17 protein-coding genes are annotated in these 18,260 nt (G+C 64.5%); 10 read left to right on the top strand and 7 right to left on the bottom strand.

Going from position 1 to position 18,260, the window contains the following annotated elements; genetic code table 11:
- The first annotated feature begins 108 nt into the window (after positions 1–108).
- From AB6804_RS06215 to AB6804_RS06200, 4 genes are all read left to right on the top strand, one after another.
- Positions 109–768, top strand: coding sequence for a glutathione S-transferase family protein (locus AB6804_RS06215; RefSeq protein WP_244796766.1), 660 nt, complete (start codon positions 109–111; stop codon positions 766–768).
- Positions 769–793: 25 nt separating this feature from the next.
- Positions 794–1,501: a DUF899 family protein gene (locus tag AB6804_RS06210; RefSeq protein ID WP_370885708.1), complete on the top strand. Its 708-nt coding sequence runs from the start codon at positions 794–796 to the stop codon at positions 1,499–1,501.
- Between the two features lie 122 nt (positions 1,502–1,623).
- On the top strand, positions 1,624–2,277 hold the full coding sequence (locus tag AB6804_RS06205; protein ID WP_370885707.1) for a septal ring lytic transglycosylase RlpA family protein: 654 nt from the start codon (positions 1,624–1,626) through the stop codon (positions 2,275–2,277).
- Positions 2,278–2,357: 80 nt separating this feature from the next.
- Positions 2,358–3,419, top strand: coding sequence for a phytoene/squalene synthase family protein (locus AB6804_RS06200; protein ID WP_370885706.1), 1,062 nt, complete (start codon positions 2,358–2,360; stop codon positions 3,417–3,419).
- On the opposite strand, the gene AB6804_RS06195 is transcribed toward AB6804_RS06200, so the two are convergent.
- Positions 3,397–4,248 (bottom strand): LysR substrate-binding domain-containing protein, encoded by an 852-nt coding sequence (locus AB6804_RS06195; RefSeq protein WP_370885705.1) that lies wholly within the window; start codon positions 4,246–4,248, stop codon positions 3,397–3,399. The two genes, AB6804_RS06200 and AB6804_RS06195, sit on opposite strands and share 23 nt — an antisense overlap.
- A 107-nt stretch (positions 4,249–4,355) precedes the next feature.
- Between AB6804_RS06195 and AB6804_RS06190 the strand changes: the two genes are divergently transcribed.
- From AB6804_RS06190 to AB6804_RS06175, 4 genes are all read left to right on the top strand, one after another.
- Complete coding sequence (locus AB6804_RS06190) at positions 4,356–5,225, top strand: alpha/beta fold hydrolase (protein WP_370885704.1); 870 nt, start codon at positions 4,356–4,358, stop codon at positions 5,223–5,225.
- Positions 5,226–5,346: 121 nt separating this feature from the next.
- On the top strand, positions 5,347–5,697 hold the full coding sequence (locus tag AB6804_RS06185) for a hypothetical protein (RefSeq protein ID WP_370885703.1): 351 nt from the start codon (positions 5,347–5,349) through the stop codon (positions 5,695–5,697).
- Between the two features lie 153 nt (positions 5,698–5,850).
- Positions 5,851–6,753 carry a fructose bisphosphate aldolase gene (locus AB6804_RS06180; RefSeq protein WP_370885702.1) on the top strand — a complete coding sequence of 301 codons (903 nt, stop codon included), beginning with the start codon at positions 5,851–5,853 and terminating at the stop codon, positions 6,751–6,753.
- Positions 6,754–7,000: 247 nt separating this feature from the next.
- Positions 7,001–7,225 carry a hypothetical protein gene (locus AB6804_RS06175; protein ID WP_370885701.1) on the top strand — a complete coding sequence of 75 codons (225 nt, stop codon included), beginning with the start codon at positions 7,001–7,003 and terminating at the stop codon, positions 7,223–7,225.
- Here AB6804_RS06175 and AB6804_RS06170 read toward each other — a convergent pair.
- A complete protein-coding gene (locus tag AB6804_RS06170) occupies positions 7,218–8,168 on the bottom strand; it encodes a LysR family transcriptional regulator (RefSeq protein WP_370885700.1) in 951 nt (316 codons plus the stop codon). The genes AB6804_RS06175 and AB6804_RS06170 overlap by 8 nt on opposite strands.
- Before the next feature lie 113 nt (positions 8,169–8,281).
- On the opposite strand from AB6804_RS06170, the gene AB6804_RS06165 reads away from it, so the two are divergent.
- Both AB6804_RS06165 and AB6804_RS06160 read left to right on the top strand, forming a co-directional pair.
- Positions 8,282–9,793 (top strand): CoA-acylating methylmalonate-semialdehyde dehydrogenase, encoded by a 1,512-nt coding sequence (locus AB6804_RS06165; protein ID WP_370885699.1) that lies wholly within the window; start codon positions 8,282–8,284, stop codon positions 9,791–9,793.
- A 93-nt stretch (positions 9,794–9,886) separates the two neighbouring features.
- Positions 9,887–10,978 (top strand): NAD(P)H-dependent flavin oxidoreductase, encoded by a 1,092-nt coding sequence (locus AB6804_RS06160; protein WP_370885698.1) that lies wholly within the window; start codon positions 9,887–9,889, stop codon positions 10,976–10,978.
- 126 nt (positions 10,979–11,104) lie between these two features.
- Here AB6804_RS06160 and AB6804_RS06155 read toward each other — a convergent pair whose 3' ends face one another.
- The 5 genes from AB6804_RS06155 to AB6804_RS06135 form a co-directional block, all read right to left on the bottom strand.
- Positions 11,105–13,447, bottom strand: a complete 2,343-nt coding sequence (locus AB6804_RS06155; protein WP_370885697.1) for a penicillin-binding protein 1A — start codon at positions 13,445–13,447, stop codon at positions 11,105–11,107.
- An 83-nt stretch (positions 13,448–13,530) separates the two neighbouring features.
- Positions 13,531–13,872, bottom strand: coding sequence for a zinc ribbon domain-containing protein YjdM (locus AB6804_RS06150; protein WP_244796782.1), 342 nt, complete (start codon positions 13,870–13,872; stop codon positions 13,531–13,533).
- 59 nt (positions 13,873–13,931) lie between these two features.
- On the bottom strand, positions 13,932–15,392 hold the full coding sequence (locus AB6804_RS06145; protein WP_370885940.1) for an efflux transporter outer membrane subunit: 1,461 nt from the start codon (positions 15,390–15,392) through the stop codon (positions 13,932–13,934).
- A 19-nt stretch (positions 15,393–15,411) separates the two neighbouring features.
- Positions 15,412–16,983, bottom strand: a complete 1,572-nt coding sequence (locus AB6804_RS06140; protein ID WP_370885696.1) for an MDR family MFS transporter — start codon at positions 16,981–16,983, stop codon at positions 15,412–15,414.
- The gene (locus tag AB6804_RS06135; protein WP_370885695.1) at positions 16,976–18,103 is read right to left on the bottom strand and encodes an HlyD family secretion protein; all 1,128 of its coding nucleotides are present in this window, start codon (positions 18,101–18,103) and stop codon (positions 16,976–16,978) included. The genes AB6804_RS06140 and AB6804_RS06135 overlap by 8 nt, the downstream gene beginning before the upstream one ends.
- Positions 18,104–18,260: the final 157 nt, after the last annotated feature.

The raw sequence follows: 18,260 nt of genomic DNA, 5'->3' as shown, positions 1-18,260 counted from the left end.
CACAACAAGAAGTCATTGATTCGCGCCGGATAACGTCGATTCGCCGCCGCGCCGATCGTCGTCCATCAAGCCGGCGATAAAACCGCCGCACTTCAAGGAGATCGTCTGATGACCCTGAGCCTCTATGCGCATCCGTTTTCATCGTATTGCCAGAAGGTGCTGATCGCGCTGTACGAGAACGCCACGCCGTTCGAATGGCGTCCGCTCACGCCCGAAACGCCGCAGTCCATGCGCGAACTCGCCGAGCTTTGGCCGATGAAGCGCTTCCCCGTCATCGTCGATGACGGCAGGCCGGTGATCGAAGCGACGATCATCATCGAGTACCTCGACCTGTTTCATCCGGGGCCGGTGCGCCTGATTCCCGCCGATCCGCGCGCCGCGCTCGACGTGCGCTGGATGGACCGCTTCTTCGATAACTACGTGTCGACCCCGCAGCAGAAAATCGTCTTCGATTGCATGCGAGCAGAGAGCGAGCGCGATCCACGCGGCGTCGCCGACGCCCGCGCGATGCTCGACACGTCGTACGCGTATCTCGACCGCCTCATGTCGACGCGGGAATGGGCCGCCGGCGATGCGTTCAGCCTCGCGGATTGCGCCGCCGCACCGTTCCTGTTCTATGCCGACTGGACCCATCGCATCGGGGATGCGTATCCGAACGTGATCGCGTATCGCAAACGGCTTCTCGCGCGGCCGTCGTTCGCGCGGGCGGTGGACGAGGCGCGGCCGTATCGGCGATTGTTTCCGCCGGGTGCGCCGGATCGCGACTGACGTTTCTCAACACGGGAGAACACGCATGACATCGACACCTTCACTCGTTCCCGCAGCCGAACTCGCGGCGCGGGCGACGATGACCTTTCCGAATGAAAGCGCCGACTATCGGCGGGCGCGCGTCGCGCTGCTGGCGGAAGAAATCGAATTGCGGCGGCATATCGAGCGCGTCGCGCGGATGCGGCGCGCCTTGCCGCCCGGCGGCGAAGTCACGGGCGATTACCTGTTCGAGGGCGAGCGCGGTCCCGTCGACATCGCCGGCCTGTTCGGCGACAAGCAAACGCTCGTCACTTACAGCTACATGTTCGGACCGCAGCGCGAGCGGCCCTGCCCGATGTGCACGTCGCTGCTGTCGGCATGGGAAGGCGAGGCGCGCGATATCGAGCAACGTGTGGCGCTCGCGGTCATCGCGCGCTCGCCGCTCGCCAAGCTCGTCGCGTTCAAGGAAGAGCGCGGCTGGCGCGACCTGAAGCTGTATTCCGACACCAACGGCAACTTCAGCCGCGACTATTACGCGATCTCGAAAGAAGGCGGCGACGAACCCGCGCTCAACGTGTTCACTCGGCGCCACGGCGTGATCCGCCACTTCTGGAGCGGTGAAATGGACTTCGCGACAGCCGACCCCGGCGAAGATCCGCGCGGCGCGCCCGATCCGATGCCGCTCTGGACCGTGCTCGACATGACGCCGGAAGGACGCGGCACGGACTGGTATCCGAAGCTGAACTATTCGTAAGCCGCGCGGTGCTTGTGTCAAGTTGAGTCAAATTTGGGCGCGCGTGGTCAACTTCGATGGCGGGCCGGCGTTATGGGCGAACCGTTTCACGGTGAATCGGTATTACCGGGAGAAGTTCGTTCATGGTTCCAAACGCATTCATCCGGCGCGCCCGCGCGGCGGGTCTCGCATCCGTCGGCGCGCTCGTCGCGCTCAACGGATGCGCCGCGCACCGGCCAGTGAGTGCGCCTGCGGCGCCTGAGCCGTCTGAGGGCGAGCCACGGGACGCGCGGGAAGCGCCGGAAGCGTCGGCGGTAGCGGCATCGCCGGCCGATGTATCGGCCCCGGCCGCACCCGGCGACGCGGCAGCGAAACGGCCGGAATTCGTGGAGGCGTCGTTCTACAGCAGCGAATTCCAGGGGCGTCGCACAGCAAGCGGCGAGCGCTACGACATGCACGCGCTGACCGCCGCGCATCGCACGTTGCCGCTCGGATCGTATGTGCGCGTGAGCAACGCGTCGAAGACGCGCTCGGTGATCGTGCGCATCAACGACCGTGGCCCGTTCGTCAAAGGGCGCGCGATCGACCTGTCGTTCGCCGCCGCGAGCCAGCTTGGCCTGCGCAATGCGGGGCACGCCCGCGTCGTGCTCGAACCGGTCGAGCCGGTGAGGCTGAAGATTGCGTCGCCCGCCGCCGCGTCGAACAAGCCGCGCATTCATCGCGCAAAAACGACGACCAAGCCGGTGAAGCTGCGTCTCGCGTATGGCCGGCCTCACAGCGCGCGGGCGCGAGCGTAGGCGCCCGGCTCGACGGCCATCGGACGGATACAATGCGGCGGCACAAGACCCGCGCCCTGCCGCGTCATCCAATCCGACACATGAATCCATCGCCCCGGGCCTTTCTTCTCGGCCCGCTCCTGAAAAGCGTTTCGCGGTCTTTCTATCTGACGCTGCGCATCTTGCCGCCCGCGATGCGCGATCCCATCGGGCTCGCCTATCTGCTCGCGCGCGCCGCGGACACCATCGCAGACACCTCGCTGGTGACGCCGGCGCGCCGGCTGGACCTGCTGCTGTCGTTGCGCGCGCAAGTGAACGGTGCGCCGGACGATGGCGCGCTCGCCCGCATCGCCGATGAAGTCGCCGGGCGGCAGGCGCAGCCGGATGAACGCGTGCTGCTGGAATCGCTGGGACCGGCGCTGTCGATTCTGAACGACCTCAGCGCTGCCGATACCGCCGCCGTGCGCGACATCGTGACCACGCTCAGCACCGGCATGGAGTTCGACTTGCGGACGTTCCCGGACGAAACCTCCGGCCAGATCGCCGCGCTCCAACGGTTCGACGAACTCGACCGTTACACGTATCTCGTCGCGGGATGCGTCGGCGAGTTCTGGACGAAGATGACCTTCGCGCACATGCCCGGCCTCATCCGGACCGAACCCGATGTGATGCTCGCCCGCGGCGTGCGCTTCGGCAAGGCGCTGCAGATGACCAACGTGCTGCGCGATTGCGCACGGGATCTGCGCATCGGCCGGTGCTACCTGCCCGCCGACACGCTGGCGCGTCATGATCTCGCGCCGCGCGATCTTCTTGCGGCGCACGCATCGTTGCGTGCGCGGCCCGTACTTGCCGACCTGCTGCGCGCAACCTTGCCGCTGTTTCAGGATGCGCTCGACTACACGCTCGCGATCCCCTCGCGCGCCGTGCGGCTTCGGCTCGCGTGTCTGTGGCCGATCATGATCGGGCTGGACACGCTCGTGCTGCTCGCCCGCAACGACGCGTGGCTCGATCCTGCGCGCATCTCCAAGGTTCGCCGCAACGACGTGTATCGCATCATGGCGACGTCGATGCCGCTCGTCGGGTCGAATCGCATGCTGCGCGCGTGGGTGTCGCGCCGAATGAATGCGATCGGATCGGCGCTTAACGGCGCAATTCCGCGATAATCCGCTCCGCCAGAAAATCGCAGGGCGGCCGTTGCGATGCCGCGCTGCGCGCGAGCACCACCTCGAGCGCGGCGATTTCCGGCAGCCCTTGCGCCTGCCCGAGCAGCGTGAAGTGCGACGGCACCGCGCATTTGGCGAGCGGCGTGACGGCGAGCCCGGCTTCCGCCATCGTCAGCAGACCGAGCAGGCTCGGACTCTCGTAAGACGTGCGATAGGCGATGCGCGCCCGCTCCAGACTGCGGATCGCGTTCTCGCGTGCGACGCTGCCCGGCAGGAACACGGCAATCGGCAGCGGCCGTTCGCGCCAGATGTCCGTCGCGCCGGGCGCTGCGGCCCAGACCATCGGTTCGTGACGCAGGAATTCGCCGGAGATGCCCTTGACGCGCGTCGCGCAGACCAGATCGACGTCGCCGTCCTTCAGCATCGGCGCGAGCGCGACGCTCGGCAAGCCGACCACTTGTATTTCGACCTTGGGATACGTCGCCGAGAATTTCTTGAGGATCGGCGGGAACAGCGACGACGCGTAATCGTCCGGCACGCCGATCACCACGCGCCCGGTCACGTCCGGCCGGACGACCGCCGCCCACGCTTCGTCGCGCAGCGCGATCATCCGGCGCGCGTAGGTGAGCAGCACTTCGCCGTCTTGCGTCGGCACCACGCTGCGCGGCTTGCGCACGAAGAGCGCCTTGCCGAGCGCGGTCTCCAGCGTCTTGATCTGCATGCTCACCGCCGATTGCGAGCGATGCACCAATTCCGCCGCGCGGCTGATGCTGCCGGTGTCCGCGACGGCGATGATCATCGAGAGGACGTCGAGGTCGAGTGCTTTCATGGAAGGTAGGGCGAGGTTTGCTATCAGAAAAACTGAACGATCCTATCAATATTATGCGATTTTCTTTTAGGTCGCCGGGCGGCATAGTGCAGGAAAGGAGCCTACCGATGAACGCGCGTACCGATCCCGCTGTCCTCGCCGCCGTGCAAGCCATGCCCGAACCCTCGTTCGCGACGACCGCGTCGGGAGTGTCCGTGCCTTATGTCGAATGTGGCGAAGGCGAGCCGCTCGTCTTCGTGCACGGCTCGCTGTGCGATTACCGCTACTGGAGCGCGCAACTCGCGCCCCTCGGCCAGCACTTCCGCGCGATCGCGCCGAGCCTGAGCCACTATTGGCCCGCCGTCGACGCCTTCGTGCAGGGCGAATTCGGCTGGCGCGCGCACGTCGAGGAGATGGCCGAGTTCATCGTCGCGATGGATATTGCGCCGGTGCACCTCGTCGGCCATTCGCGCGGCGGCTGCATCGCGTTCCATCTGGCGCGCGAGTATCCGCGCCTCGTCAAGACACTGACGCTCGCGGACCCCGGCGGTCCGCTGCAGACATCGGCGCAGGCCGCGCCCGCCGCGCTGCCGCCCGCGACCAACGCGCTGCGCTCGCGCGTCGCGGAACTGATTGAACAAGGCGATTTCGACACCGGCCTCGAAATGTTCGTCGATTCGGTCAGCATGCCCGGCTTCTGGCAAAAGAGCACGGAGAGCTTCCGCCGCATGGCGCTCGATAACGCGCTCACGCTGCCGAAGCAATTCCGCGATCCGTTGCCCGCCTACACCCGCGAGGCGGCGCGCGACATCAAATGCCGCACGCTGCTCATCGACGGTCAAAAAAGCCCGCGCATGTTCCGCAACAATGTCGACAAGCTCGCCGAGTGGATCGAATTTGCCGACCGCCAGACGATGGCAGGGGCGTCGCACGGCATGAATGTCGCGAGTCCGGGCGCGTTCAACCGCGCGGTGCTGGGCATTGCGGGCGCGTGGTAACTGGCGGACGAACGGTCGGTTTTCCTTCAGACTTTTTGTTCGCGTGTTGTGACGGCACAACCGAAACCGCGCGACGGCCGGGCTACCATCGTTGCCATCTCATTGCCGTCGCGAGGCACAGGTGAGCACCGGTCACGACGATCTCGACGCATGGAAGCGCCAGCGCACCGTCACGCTGGCGTTCGAACTGGCCGATAGCGGCCGCTACGAGCACTTCGGCGACATCGCGTACACGCTGCAATTCGAGCGCGGATTGTCGATATCGCTCATCGACGATCCCGTCACGCGCCGCCAGCTCAACGAGCGATGCGGCAATGCACGCGAGGCGCTGGCGCCGCCGCCCACGCTGCCCGCGCAAGCTCCGGACACGGCCGACGCCGCGAAGCGCGCTCCTTCGCTGCTGCGCCGCGCCGCATCCGCGCTCTGGCGATCCGCCCCGCCCGCCGGCGACCTTCAATCCGCCGTGTCCTGAACGTCATTCACGCCTTTTCTAGCCAAATCGCCGGGCAAATGGCGGATATGCACGAGAGTTGCGCGCGCCAAAACCTGTAAACTCAAGAAAGTTGAACCAGAAGCCCGGACACGCACCGCGCGTGCGGTCCGGCGTTTGAACTTTGAGGAGGAAATGCTCGTGGCTAACGAAAAGATGCTGGCGCAGATGGCGGAGAAGCAGGGTTTCATCGCCGCTCTGGATCAAAGCGGCGGTTCGACACCCGGCGCGCTGCGCCAATACGGAATTGCGGACGACGCCTACAACGGCGAAGCCGAGATGTTCAAGCTGATGCATGAAATGCGCGTGCGCATCATGACCGCGCCGGCCTTCACGGGCGAGAAGGTCATCGGCGCGATCCTGTTCGAGCGCACGATGGACGGTGAAGCCGAAGGCAAACCGGTGCCGACGTTCCTGTGGGAAGACCGTGGCGTCGTGCCGTTCCTGAAGGTCGACAAGGGGCTCGAAGCCGAAGCCGATGGCGTGCAGATCATGAAGCCGAATCCCGGCCTCGACGAACTGCTCCAGCGCGCGGCCAAGCTCGGCGTGTTCGGCACGAAGATGCGCTCGGTGATCCATCAGGCGTCGGAGAAGGGCATCGCGGCGGTGGTGAAGCAGCAGATCGAAGTGGGCGAGCAGATCATCGCGCAAGGTCTCGTGCCGATCCTCGAGCCGGAAGTTTCGATCAAGAGCCCGGACAAGAAGGGCGCGGAAAAGATTCTGCGCGACGAACTGCTGAAAGGCCTCGACGCGCTGCCGGAATCCAGCCGCGTGATGATCAAGCTGACCATCCCGGACGAAGCGGATTTCTATCGCCCGCTGATCGAGCATCCGCGTGTGGTGCGCGTGGTGGCGCTCTCGGGCGGCTACTCGCGCACGGATGCATGCAAGCGTCTTGCAGAAAACCACGGCATGATCGCGAGCTTCTCGCGTGCGCTCATCAACGAGCTGAAGAAGTCCATGAGCGATAGCGAGTTCGACAAGACGCTCGCTGAATCGATCGACGAGATTTACGAGGCATCGGTCAAGAAGGTCTGAGCCTGCGGCTGCAATCCTCGCATTCGCGTTGCATGTATGAAGAACGCGCCCTCCGGGGCGCGTTTTTCATGGGCAAGCGCAATCCTTCGGATCATTAACTGGGGTTTGTCAGATCTCTCGCACCCTCGTTCGCTTCCTATACTTTTTGCATGGGGACGCGAACCACGATTGTGCCGATCGTATTCCGCGAGCTCGCGGTCGTCCCAGGCCACGGCACGAGTGCCGGAATCATCGTCGACGACTTGCCATGAAAGACCTCGCCTGGACCGTATTCATTTCGGTATCCTTCATAACGGCGATCGCGATGCTCTCGTGTACCGTCACCACCTATCTCGATCTCTGGCAATTCCACGGCGAGCCGCGTCGCCGCGACGAGCCCTTGCGTTTCCGCCTGCTTCGCTCTACCTGGTTCTTCTATTTCAACGCCTGCACCTGCCTGATGGCGGTGGCTGCGCTGCTCTACGTCACGTGACCGAGAGCGGGAAGCCGCCTGCAAACGCCTCGCGCAAATATCCGATGAAGAGCGCAACCGCGCGGGGGACGTGCGGCGCATAGGGACGCACGACGTAAAGCTGATCGGCAAACGCGCCCACCGGACGCCACTCGGGCAACAGCACCACGAGTTTGCCCGCCTGCACGGCCGCTTGCGCGGTGAAGTCGGGCAGCAGCGCGATGCCGAGATCGTCCAGCGCCGCATCGCGGAGCAACTCGCTGTTGTTGGCGGAGAACGCGCCGTTCACCGCGAGCGTGTACGGCCCGGAAGCCGTCTTGCGCGCCCCCTTGCGCACGAACGACCAGATGCTGGCCGCCTGCGTGCGCGGATAAAACAGGCAATCGTGGACGGCGAGATCGGCGGGCGTCGCGGGCGTGCCGCGCCGTTTCAGGTAGGCGCGCGTCGCCACGATGACCGAGTGCGTATCGCACAGCTTCCATGCGACGTGCGTCTCCGGCGCGTGCGCGCTGTGCCGGATGGCCAGATCGAAGCCTTCGGTGGCGATCGACGTCAGCCGGTCCGATGCTTCCAGTTGCACGCGCACTTCGGGATGCGCATGCAAAAAGCCCGCGAGTTTCGGCGTCAATTGCTGCCGCGCGAACGCGACCGGCGCGGTCACGCGGATCAGGCCCCGCGCGATGCCCGCCATCTCCCGCACGCCCGAAAAACTCGCGGCGATATGCTCGTATTGCCCGCGCGTTTCATCGACGAGACGCCGGCCCGCCTCGGTGAAGCGCACGCTGCGCGTCGTGCGCGTGACGAGCGGAACGCCTGCCGCGCGCTCCAGTTCGGCGATGCGCTGACTCATCGCCGCCTTGCTGACGCCGAGCCGCGCGGCCGCCGCCGTGTAGCTGCCCTGTTCGGCGAGCACGGTCAGCCAGTGCAGATGCGTCCAGAGCGTCTCGATCTTTTCGTCTTCCATGCGCCGATTGTTTGCCAGCGTGAACAATGAGTTCAATCATAGCGTCTTTGCAGCGCCCGCAACGCTTCTTACACTGATGACATTGCCAACCCATTCCGCAGACGGGAGACGAGATGCAAGCCTTCAACGATACCGCCGACGTCGTTCACTACATTCACGGTGAGCGCGTGAACGGCTCGGGCACGCGCTCGCAGCCGATCTTCAACCCTGCGACGGGCGAGCGTCCCCGCAAGCTCGTGCTGGGCGAAGCCGCGGATGTCGAAGCCGCCGTCGCCAGCGCGAAGGCTGCGTTTCCCGCATGGCGCGACATGCCGCCGATCCGCCGCGCGCGCGTCATGCAGCGTTTCCTGGAACTGATGAATCAGAATCGCGATGCACTCGCCGCGATCATCACCGCCGAGCACGGCAAGGTCTTCTCGGATGCGCAGGGCGAAGTGACGCGCGGCATCGAGGTGATCGAATTCGCGTGCGGCATTCCGCAACTGCTGAAGGGCGATTACACCGAACAGGTTTCCACCGGCATCGACAACTGGACGACGCGCCAGCCGCTCGGCATCGTCGCGGGCATCACGCCGTTCAACTTCCCGTGCATGGTGCCGTGCTGGATGTTCCCGGTCGCGATTGCAGCGGGCAATGCGTTCATCCTGAAGCCGAGCGAGCGCGATCCTTCCGCGTCGCTGTTCATGGCGGATCTGCTGAAGAAAGCCGGCTTGCCCGATGGCATCCTCAACGTCGTGCAGGGCGACAAGGTCGTCGTCGATGCGCTGCTGGAGCACCCCGATGTCCGCGCGATCAGCTTCGTCGGCTCCACGCCGATCGCGAACTATATCTACGAAACGGGCGCGAAGCACGGCAAACGCGTGCAGGCGCTCGGCGGCGCGAAAAATCATATGGTCGTGATGCCGGACGCCGACATCGACCAGACCATCGACGCACTGATCGGCGCGGGCTATGGCTCCGCCGGCGAGCGCTGCATGGCGATCTCTGTGGCCGTGCTCGTGGGCGATGTCGCCGACAAGATCGTGCCGCGTCTTGCCGAACGTGCGCGTCAGCTTGTCGTCAAGAACGGCATGGAGCCGGATGCGGAAATGGGCCCGATCGTCACGCGCGCCGCGCTGGATCGCATCGAAGGCTATATTGCGATGGGTGTCGACGAAGGCGCGCAACTCGTCGTCGACGGGCGCGGCCTGAAGGTCGCGGGCCACGAAGACGGCTTCTTCACGGGCGGCACGCTGTTCGATCATGTCACGCCGAACATGCGCATCTACAAGGAAGAGATTTTCGGACCGGTGCTCGCGTGCGTGCGCGTGAAGGACTTCGCCGAAGCCGTCGATCTCGTCAACGCGCACGAGTTCGGCAACGGCGTCGCATGCTACACACGCGATGGCCACGTCGCCCGTGAGTTCGGCCGGCGCATCGAAGTGGGCATGGTAGGCATCAACGTGCCGATTCCGGTGCCGATGGCATGGCACGGCTTCGGCGGCTGGAAACGTTCGCTCTTCGGCGACATGCACGCTTACGGCGAAGAAGGCGTACGCTTCTATACGAAGCAGAAGTCGATCATGCAGCGCTGGCCGGAAAGCACCGAGAAGGGCGCGGAATTCGTGATGCCGACTTCGAAGTAATCTCTTAACGTATGAACATGACGCCCGCTTCTCCACGATGGACAAGCGGGCGTTATGCTTTGCGATGACATTGCTTTCAGGAGAGACCTTTCCATGACCGCTACCTTGATGCAAAGGCTCGGCATCACGAAGCCCATCATTCAGGCGCCGATGGCCGGCGTCAGCACGCCCGCGCTCGCGGCGGCAGTATCGAACGCGGGCGGGCTCGGCTCGCTCGGCGTCGGCGCGATGAACGCTGAAGCCGCGCGCAAGGCCATCCGCGAGACGCGCGCGCTGACTGACAAGCCGTTCAACATCAACGTGTTCTGTCATCGTCCGGCCAAGGCGAACGAGGCGGTCGAGAAGGCATGGATCGACTGGCTCGCGCCGCTATTCGCACAGTACGATGCGAAGCCGCCGCAGACGCTCGGGGAAATCTACACGAGCTTCCTCGTCGACAAGGACATGCTCGAGGTCTTTCTCGAAGAGAAGCCCGCTATCGTGAGCTTTCATTTCGGACTGCCGTCGAGCGATACCATCGACACTTTGCGCAGTGCGGGCATCACGCTGATCGCATCGGCGACGAACGTGAGGGAAGCGCAACAACTGGCCGATGCGGGCATGGATGCGATCGTCGCGCAGGGCACCGAGGCGGGCGGTCATCGCGGTCTATTCGACATCGACAGCGACGACGATGAACTCGGCACGTTCGCGCTCACGCGCCTTCTTGCCAGCAAATTCGACGTGCCGGTGATTGCCGCGGGCGGCATCATGGACGGCGCGGGCATCGCGGCTGCGCTCGCATTGGGCGCGCAGGCGGCGCAGTTGGGCACCGCGTTCGTGCCGTGCACGGAGACATCGATCGATGCGGGTTATCGCCGCGCCATTCTCAGCGATGCCGCGAATCGCACGGCCTTCACTGCGGCGATTTCCGGACGCATGGCGCGCGGCCTCGCCAACAAGTTCACCGAACTGGGCCGCAGCGCCGATGCGCCGCGCAACCCCGACTATCCCATTACTTACGACGCCGGCAAGGCACTGCATGCCGCTGCGAAGGCGAAGGGCGAGTTCGGTTACGGCGCGCAGTGGGCGGGGCAAGCGGCGGCGCTCGCACGCGAATTGCCGGCCGGCGAGCTGATGGCGCGGCTCGTCGCTGAGCTGAATGAAAGCATTGCGGGACTTCAACGCTATGCGAGCGAGCGCTAGCGAATTGGTTTTATTCGCATGAGCCGTTTCAGGTCCGCCCGATAATCGGCGCATCGTCGCTGAGGTGCGCGGCGTCGCTCACGCGTAAAGGACGCTATCGGGCGGAGCGCTTCTCCGAGGGCTGACTCAGGGCGCCGATGCAGGCGCCGCGCTCGCCGCCTCGGGACTCGAAGGCAACAACGGCGGCATCGTCTGAAACACCGGCGGCTGCGGCGGCGTTTCTTCGGTCACTTCGGCTTCAGGCTCGGCGGGCGCGCGCTTCACGCGAGCCGGCTTCTGCGTGACGGTCTGCCCTGACTTCGCGACAGTCGGCTTCGGTGTCTTGCCGAAGTTCTCGTCGATCCAGCCGCGCAAGCGCGCCGTGAAAGTCTGCCATGCGCTCGGCGGCGCCTGAATGTCGAAGCGCGCACGCGCATCGACCAGATGCGAACGCAACGCGCGTTGCGTGAAGTCGCCGACCATCGGCAACGCGCTATGCGCGCCTTGTCCCCAGTAGTCGCTGCGCAACGTGACGCGGCTATCGTTGAAGCCGACCCATGCGCCCGCAACCAGTTGCGGATGCATCAGGATGAACCAGCCGTCCGCGTTGTCCTGCGTCGTGCCGGTCTTGCCGGCGACATCGGCGCGAATGCCGAAGCGCGTGCGAATGGCCGTGCCGGTGCCGCGGTTCACCACGTCGCGCATCACATCGACGAGCTTGTGCGTCGCATCGACCGACAACGCGCGCTCCGGCGTGCTGTCGAATTGCGCGAGCACTTCGCCCTGCTTGTTCTCGATGCGCGTGACAAGCAACGGCTCCATGTAATTGCCATCGTTCGCGATGGTGCCGTACGCCGACACCATTTCCTTCAGCGTGACCGGGCTCGTGCCGAGCGCGAGCGAAGGCACTTCGTCGAGATGGCTCTCGCGCACGCCCATGTCCCGTGCGAGCCGCGCGACGCGAGCCGGGCCGACGGTCTGCATCAGTTGCGCGGTGATGCGGTTCTTCGAATACGCGATGCCGTCGCGCAAGCTGACTGCACGGCCACTGGGCGGCGCTTCGTCGGTCGGATGCCAGGTCTCGTTGCCTTTGACGGGAATCGTCACGTCCTGGTCGATGAACGTATCCGTCGGCATCGCGCCGCGCTCGAAAGCCGCGCCATAGACGAACGGCTTGAACGTGGAACCGGGCTGGCGGCGCGCTTGCTGGACGTGATCGAACGGGTCCTGCGTGAAGTCGCGGCTGCCGACCCACGCCTTGATCTGGCCGTTGCGCGGATCGAGTGCGAGAAACGCAGCCTGCACGCGCGTCTTTTCTTCGCAGAGCGCGCGCATGAAGTTGCGATCCGCGATCAAATGCTTCAACGCATCGGCATCGTTCGCGCCGGCGTCGCGGGCCTTGCGATAGTCGCCCGTCTCGCGGATGAACGCGCGCGCGAGCTCCTCGTTCGCGCTCGCGCAGCCGCCACGTCCGCCCCACGCCGCATTCGCAATCGACTGCAACTGATTGCCCTGCAACATCAGCGACTGCGTCGCCATGGATTGCAGGCGCGAATCGATCGTCGTCCTGACGATCAGGCCATCCGAATAGATATTGAAGTCGTGGTCGTCCGCCCACGCGATCAGCCATTTGCGCAACTGCTGCGCGAAATGCGGCGCGCGTCCCGGTTCCTCGGTCTGCCGCTCGAAGTCGATGCGCAGCGGGCGCTTCTTCAGCGCATCGAGTTTTGCGGGCGCGAGATGGCCGAATCGCACCATCTGACCGAGCACGATGTTGCGCCGGTCGAGCGCACGCTCCGGATTGATGACGGGGTTGTAATAGCTGTTGCCCTTCAACATGCCGATGAGCGTCGCGCTTTCGAGCACGTCGAGCTGGCCGGCGGACTTGTCGAAGTAAGTGCGCGCGGCCATTTCGATGCCATACGCGTTATACAGAAACGGCACCGTGTTCAGATACGTTTCGAGAATCTCGTCCTTCGAATAGACGGCTTCGATCTTGAACGCTGTGATCGCTTCCTTCAGCTTGCGAGTGAGCGTTTGCGAGCGGCCCACTTCATCGGGATACAGATTGCGTGCGAGCTGTTGCGTGAGCGTGGAGCCGCCCTGACGATTTCCCGAGAACGTATGCAGCGCCGCCGATGCGGTGCGCCGCCAGTCTATGCCGTGATGCTCGTAAAAGCGCCGGTCTTCCGTTGCAATGAGCGCATCGACGACGTTCGGCGATATCTGCTTGAGGCTCACCCATTCGCGATGCGTCGGCTTGAACTCGGCAAGCAGCCTGCCATCGGCGGAATAGATTTGCGCGGGCTGATCGACCTTGGCTTTGCGAATGTCGCGGATGCCGGGCGTGAACGGAATCAGCACCAGCACATAAAGCAGGAACAACGCGGGCAGCAGAAGCAGCGTGCGGGGCCGCAGATGCGGGCGCAGCCGGGCCGCAAGCTGGGTCAGCGCTGCGCGTGCGGTGGCTTTAAATTCGGACGCGGTCAAAACTAAACGGCGGGGCCGGGCAGGGAAAAGACTGCATCGTAACGCATCTTTACATACTGCCCGCCGAGGTTTCTATCGCAGGATCATGCTTTGCGGACGAATTCGGACTTGAGGCTCATCGCGCCGAAGCCGTCGATCTTGCAATCGATATCGTGATCGCTATCGACGAGACGGATGTTCTTGACCTTCGTGCCCATCTTGATGACGCCGCCCGAGCCCTTCAGCTTCAGGTCCTTGATGACGGTCACCGTGTCACCGTCCTGAAGGATGTTGCCCGCCGAATCGCGATACACCTTCGCGGCGGCTTCGGCGGCGTCGCCGGCTTGCGCCTTCCATTCGTGCGCGCATTCGGGACAGATGTAGACGCCGCCATCCTCATAAGTGAATTCGGAATGGCATTGCGGGCAGGGAGGGAGGGCGTTCATCGGTAATCCTGTCTTGCTGGGTGAAAAGCGCGAGAGTATAGCGCCGCGCGCAGCTCCGGTTAGGAGCTTGGATTGTCGCGCTGTTGCCACCCGAGTCCAAGACTCTTTTGCAACGAAACGTAGTCCTTCAACAATTCAGCCTGCGCCGCGACCACGTCCTGTTGCGCGGCGAACTGCGTGCGCTGCGCATCGAGCAGATCGATCAATGTCGATACACCCGCCGTATAGCGTTGACGCACGAGCGTAGCTGAACGCTCCGACGACGCCTGCACCTGCTGCAACCGCACGACATGTTCGCGCTGATTGCCGTAACGCGAGAGCGCGGAATTCGCGTCCTTCAGCGCGGCGAGCACGGTCTTTTCATAACGCGCCTCGGCTTCGTCGCGCGATGCCTCGGCTGCATCGACGCTCGCGGTCGTGCGGCCGAAATCGAATACGTTCCATTGCAGATACGGCACGCCGACCCACGAGAAATTCTGCTTGCGCAACAAATGGCCGGGGTCGGAGGCGGAGAAGCCGATATCGCCGAGCAGGGACACCTTCGGGAAATAATCGGCGATGTGCTCGCCAATCTGCGCGTTGCTCGATGCGAGACGCCGTTCCGCCGCGCGAATGTCGGGGCGCTGCTGGAGCATCGTCGCGGGGTCGCTGATGGAAACCGATGCGGGCAGCGCTGGCAACGGCGCGGGCTGCGCGAGTTCGGCATCGAGTGCGCCGGGCGCGCGGCCGGTCAGCACGGCAAGCTGATCGAGCGAATCCGTGATCTGCACTTGCAACGGCACGAGCGTCGCGCGCGTGGTATTGACCTGCGTGGAGAGACGTTCGACATCGACCTCGGCCGCCGTGCCGCGCGCGCGCCGCTGCTCGGTGAGCGTCAGCAGTTGCTGCTGATACTCGGCGGTGCGCTGCGCGAGCGCGAGACGCTCCTGCTGATCGCGCAGATCGATATATGCCGACGCCACTTCCGCCGCGAGAGACACTTGCGTGTCGGATAGATCGGCCTGGACGGCATCGGCTTCGCCGGACGCGGCTTCGATTGCACGCCGCGTGCCGCCGAAGAGGTCGATTTCCCAGGAGGCATCGAAGCCCACGGTGTAGAAATCGACCGGGCCGCGGCCGCCGCCCGAGCCTTCCGATTGCCCGAAGATCGACGTATCGGGCGAACGCATGCGTAACGCCGCCGCGGAAGCCGATACCTTCGGCAGTTCATTGGCGCGCTGCCCGCGCAATTGCGAGCGCGCTTGCCGCAGACGCGCTTGCGCCATCTTCAGGTCGGGATTGTGCGCAAGTGCGGCGTCGATCAGCGCGTCCAGTTGCGGATCGTTGAGCGAGGACCACCATGCGGCGGGCGGGTGCGTCGTCGCAACCCCTTCGAGCGGGGCGCGCACGAACGCGCCGCTTTTTACGGATTCGGATGCGACATCCGGCGCGCCGCGATAGTCGGGGCCGACCGTACACGCGGCGAGTGCGAATGCCGCGAGCGGCAGCAAGCGAGTGAAAGAGAAGTGGCGTGATGACATCTTTGATTGATTCATTGCATCAGTGTCCGGCCGATGGCATTTCGCCGGGTTGCGGCTTGGGCGTCTTTAACAACAGCGCGAGCGGCAGGCACGCAAGCAGCGCGATCGCAAGCACATAGAACGTTTCGGAGTACGTCATGACGATGGCTTGCTGGCTGATCTGCATCGACAGTTGGCCGAGCGCCTGCAGCTTCGCGTGCGCCATGTCGCCGGTCTGCGCAAAGAAACTGGCCGCGCTGCCCGCGATGCGCTCCTGGCCGATGATCGAATTCGCTGTCACTGATTCACGGATGGCCGCGCCGTGAAAGTCGTTGCGCCGGTCGATGACCGTGCCGAGGATCGCGAGGCCCACGGAGCCGCCGAGATTGCGCGCCATGTTGTAGAGGCCGGCCGCATCGCCGGATTCCTCGCGCGAGACCGCGGCCATCGACGCCTGATTGAGCGGCATCATCGCGAGCATCTGCCCGAAGCCGCGCAAGATTTGCGACCAGAAGAAGTCGTGACCGACGCTCTGCGCGGTGAGCGAAATGTCGAGCAGACAGCTCGCCGCGAAGAACAGCAAACCGGAGATGACGAGTATGCGTGAATCGACCTTGCCGAGCAGACGCGGCAGCACGGGCATGATGAGAAACGCGGGCACGCCGGATATCAGCATGATCGAGCCGGACTGGAACGCGTTATAGCCCGCGACGATGCTCAAGAACTGCGGCAGCAGGAACGACACGCAATAAAGCCCCGCGCCGACCGCGAACACGATGAAGATGACGCTCGCATAGCGCGGATTGCGCAACAGCGACAGCCGCACGATAGGCTGCTTCGCGACGAACTGCGACACCGCGATGAGCATGAAGCCGAACACGGTGACGCACGTCAGCATCACGATTTCATGCGACTCGAACCATTGATTGCGCTGACCTTCTTCGAGCACGACCGTGAGCGAGCTGAGACCGATCGCCAGCCCCGCAATGCCGATCCAGTCGGCCTTGAAGAACGCTTCCCATTGCGGCTTGTCCGCCGGGAGGCCGCTGACGAGCAGCACGGCAAGCGCGATGCCCACCGGCAGATTGATGAAGAAGCACCACGACCACGAGATGTTTTCCGCGAGCCAGCCGCCGAGCACCGGGCCGAGCAGCGGCCCGAGCAGCACGATCAGCCCGAAGATGGTCATGCCGACGGGCATCTGCTGACGCGGCAGGCGCGTGCGGATGATGGTCTGCGCGGTTGGAATCATCGCGCCGCCGGTGAAGCCCTGGCCGATGCGGCCCGCGACCATCATCGGCAGGGAATTGGACAGCCCGCACATGATCGAGAACAGCGTGAAGAGCACCGCATTGCCGAGCAGAAAGTTGCGCAGCCCGAACACGCGGGTGAGCCACGCGGCAAGCGGAATCATCACGATTTCGGACATCAGATAGCCGGTCGAAATCCATGTGCCTTCGGTGCCGGTCGCGCCGATTTCGCCCTGAATCTGCGGAAGCGCGGAGTTCGTGATGGAGATGTCGAGCGTGGCCATCAGCGCGCCGAGCGCGCCCGCCGTGACGGCGATCCAGTCGGTGGCGCTCGCGCGGGTTTGCGCGTTCGCGTCAGTCATGGCGATTTTCTGCGGCGATGCGCTTGCTCTCGTCTGTGGCCGATTTCGTATCGACATCGACGGTCACGGACAGGCCCGGCAGCAGCACCTTGCGCGTTTCGGGTCCGGTATCGATGCGAATCCGCACCGGCACGCGCTGCACGATCTTCGTGAAGTTGCCCGTTGCATTTTCCGGCGGCAGCAGCGCGAATTGCGCGCCGGTGCCGGGCGAAAAACTCTCGACGACGCCATGCAGGTCCGTGCCCTTGAGCGCATCGACGTGCAGCGTCGCCGGTTGCCCGATGCGCATGCGGCCGACCTGCGTTTCCTTGAAGTTGGCTTCGAGATAAACCGTCTGCACCGGCACGACCGTCATTAGCCGCGTGCCGGGCTGCACGTACTGGCCGACGCGCACCGAACGATCGCCGACACGTCCCGCGAGGGGGCTGTAAAGCGTGGTGTCGTTCATGTCGAGCTTCGACTGGTTCAATTGCGCTTCTGCCGCTTCCATTTGCGCGCGGGCCTGCACGATCTGCGCTTGCGTCGCCCCGATTTGCGTGGCCGCGGAGCGCGCTGCGGCCTGATTCGCGGCGAGCGTGGCGCGCGCCTGATCGCGCGTGCTGACGAGGCTGGCGAGACGCTCGGCGCTTTCCGCGCCCGTGGCGACGAGCGGACGATAACGGCTCACGTCGTCTTCCGCATGTTGCAGACTCACGCGCGAGACTTCGGCCTGCGCCTTCGCCTGGTCGGCGTTGGCCTGCTGCTGCCGGAGTTCGGCTTCGGCGCGCTGAATGTCGGCGGCGCGGGCGTCCAGCGTGGCCTTCGACTGATCGAGCGAGGCCTGATACTGCCGCGTATCGAGGCGAGCGAGCGGCGCGCCGGCGGCTACAGCCTGATTGTCTTCGACGAGGACGTCGGTCACATAGCCGCTCACTTTCGGCGCGATGGTGACGCTGTCGGCTTTCAAATACGCGTCATCCGTGCTTTCGACGAAGCGGCCGACGGTCCACCACCGAAGCCCCCACGCGAGCGCGACGACGGCCGCGACGATGCCGACGATGATGATCAAGCGCCGCCGCGAGGGCTTGCCTCGAGTAGCCGAATTGGAATCGCCGCCTTGTGTGGGCGCTGCAACTGCCATGTTTTCTCCGGAGATTCGTGAGCGCGCGCGAAAGGCGGCTCGATGAAAGCGGCGCACGCGGTGCGAAGGTGCACGCAGTTGCGCTCGCCAAACTAGACGATGTCGTCTAGTATGCACGAATGTAGACGCGAGCGTCTAGTTTGATCAGATCATGGAC

The sequence above is a fragment of the Caballeronia sp. RCC_10 genome (assembly GCF_041360715.1).
Taxonomy (GTDB): Bacteria; Pseudomonadota; Gammaproteobacteria; order Burkholderiales; family Burkholderiaceae; genus Caballeronia; species Caballeronia grimmiae.
This window is presented reverse-complemented; position numbering and strand designations above follow the sequence as displayed.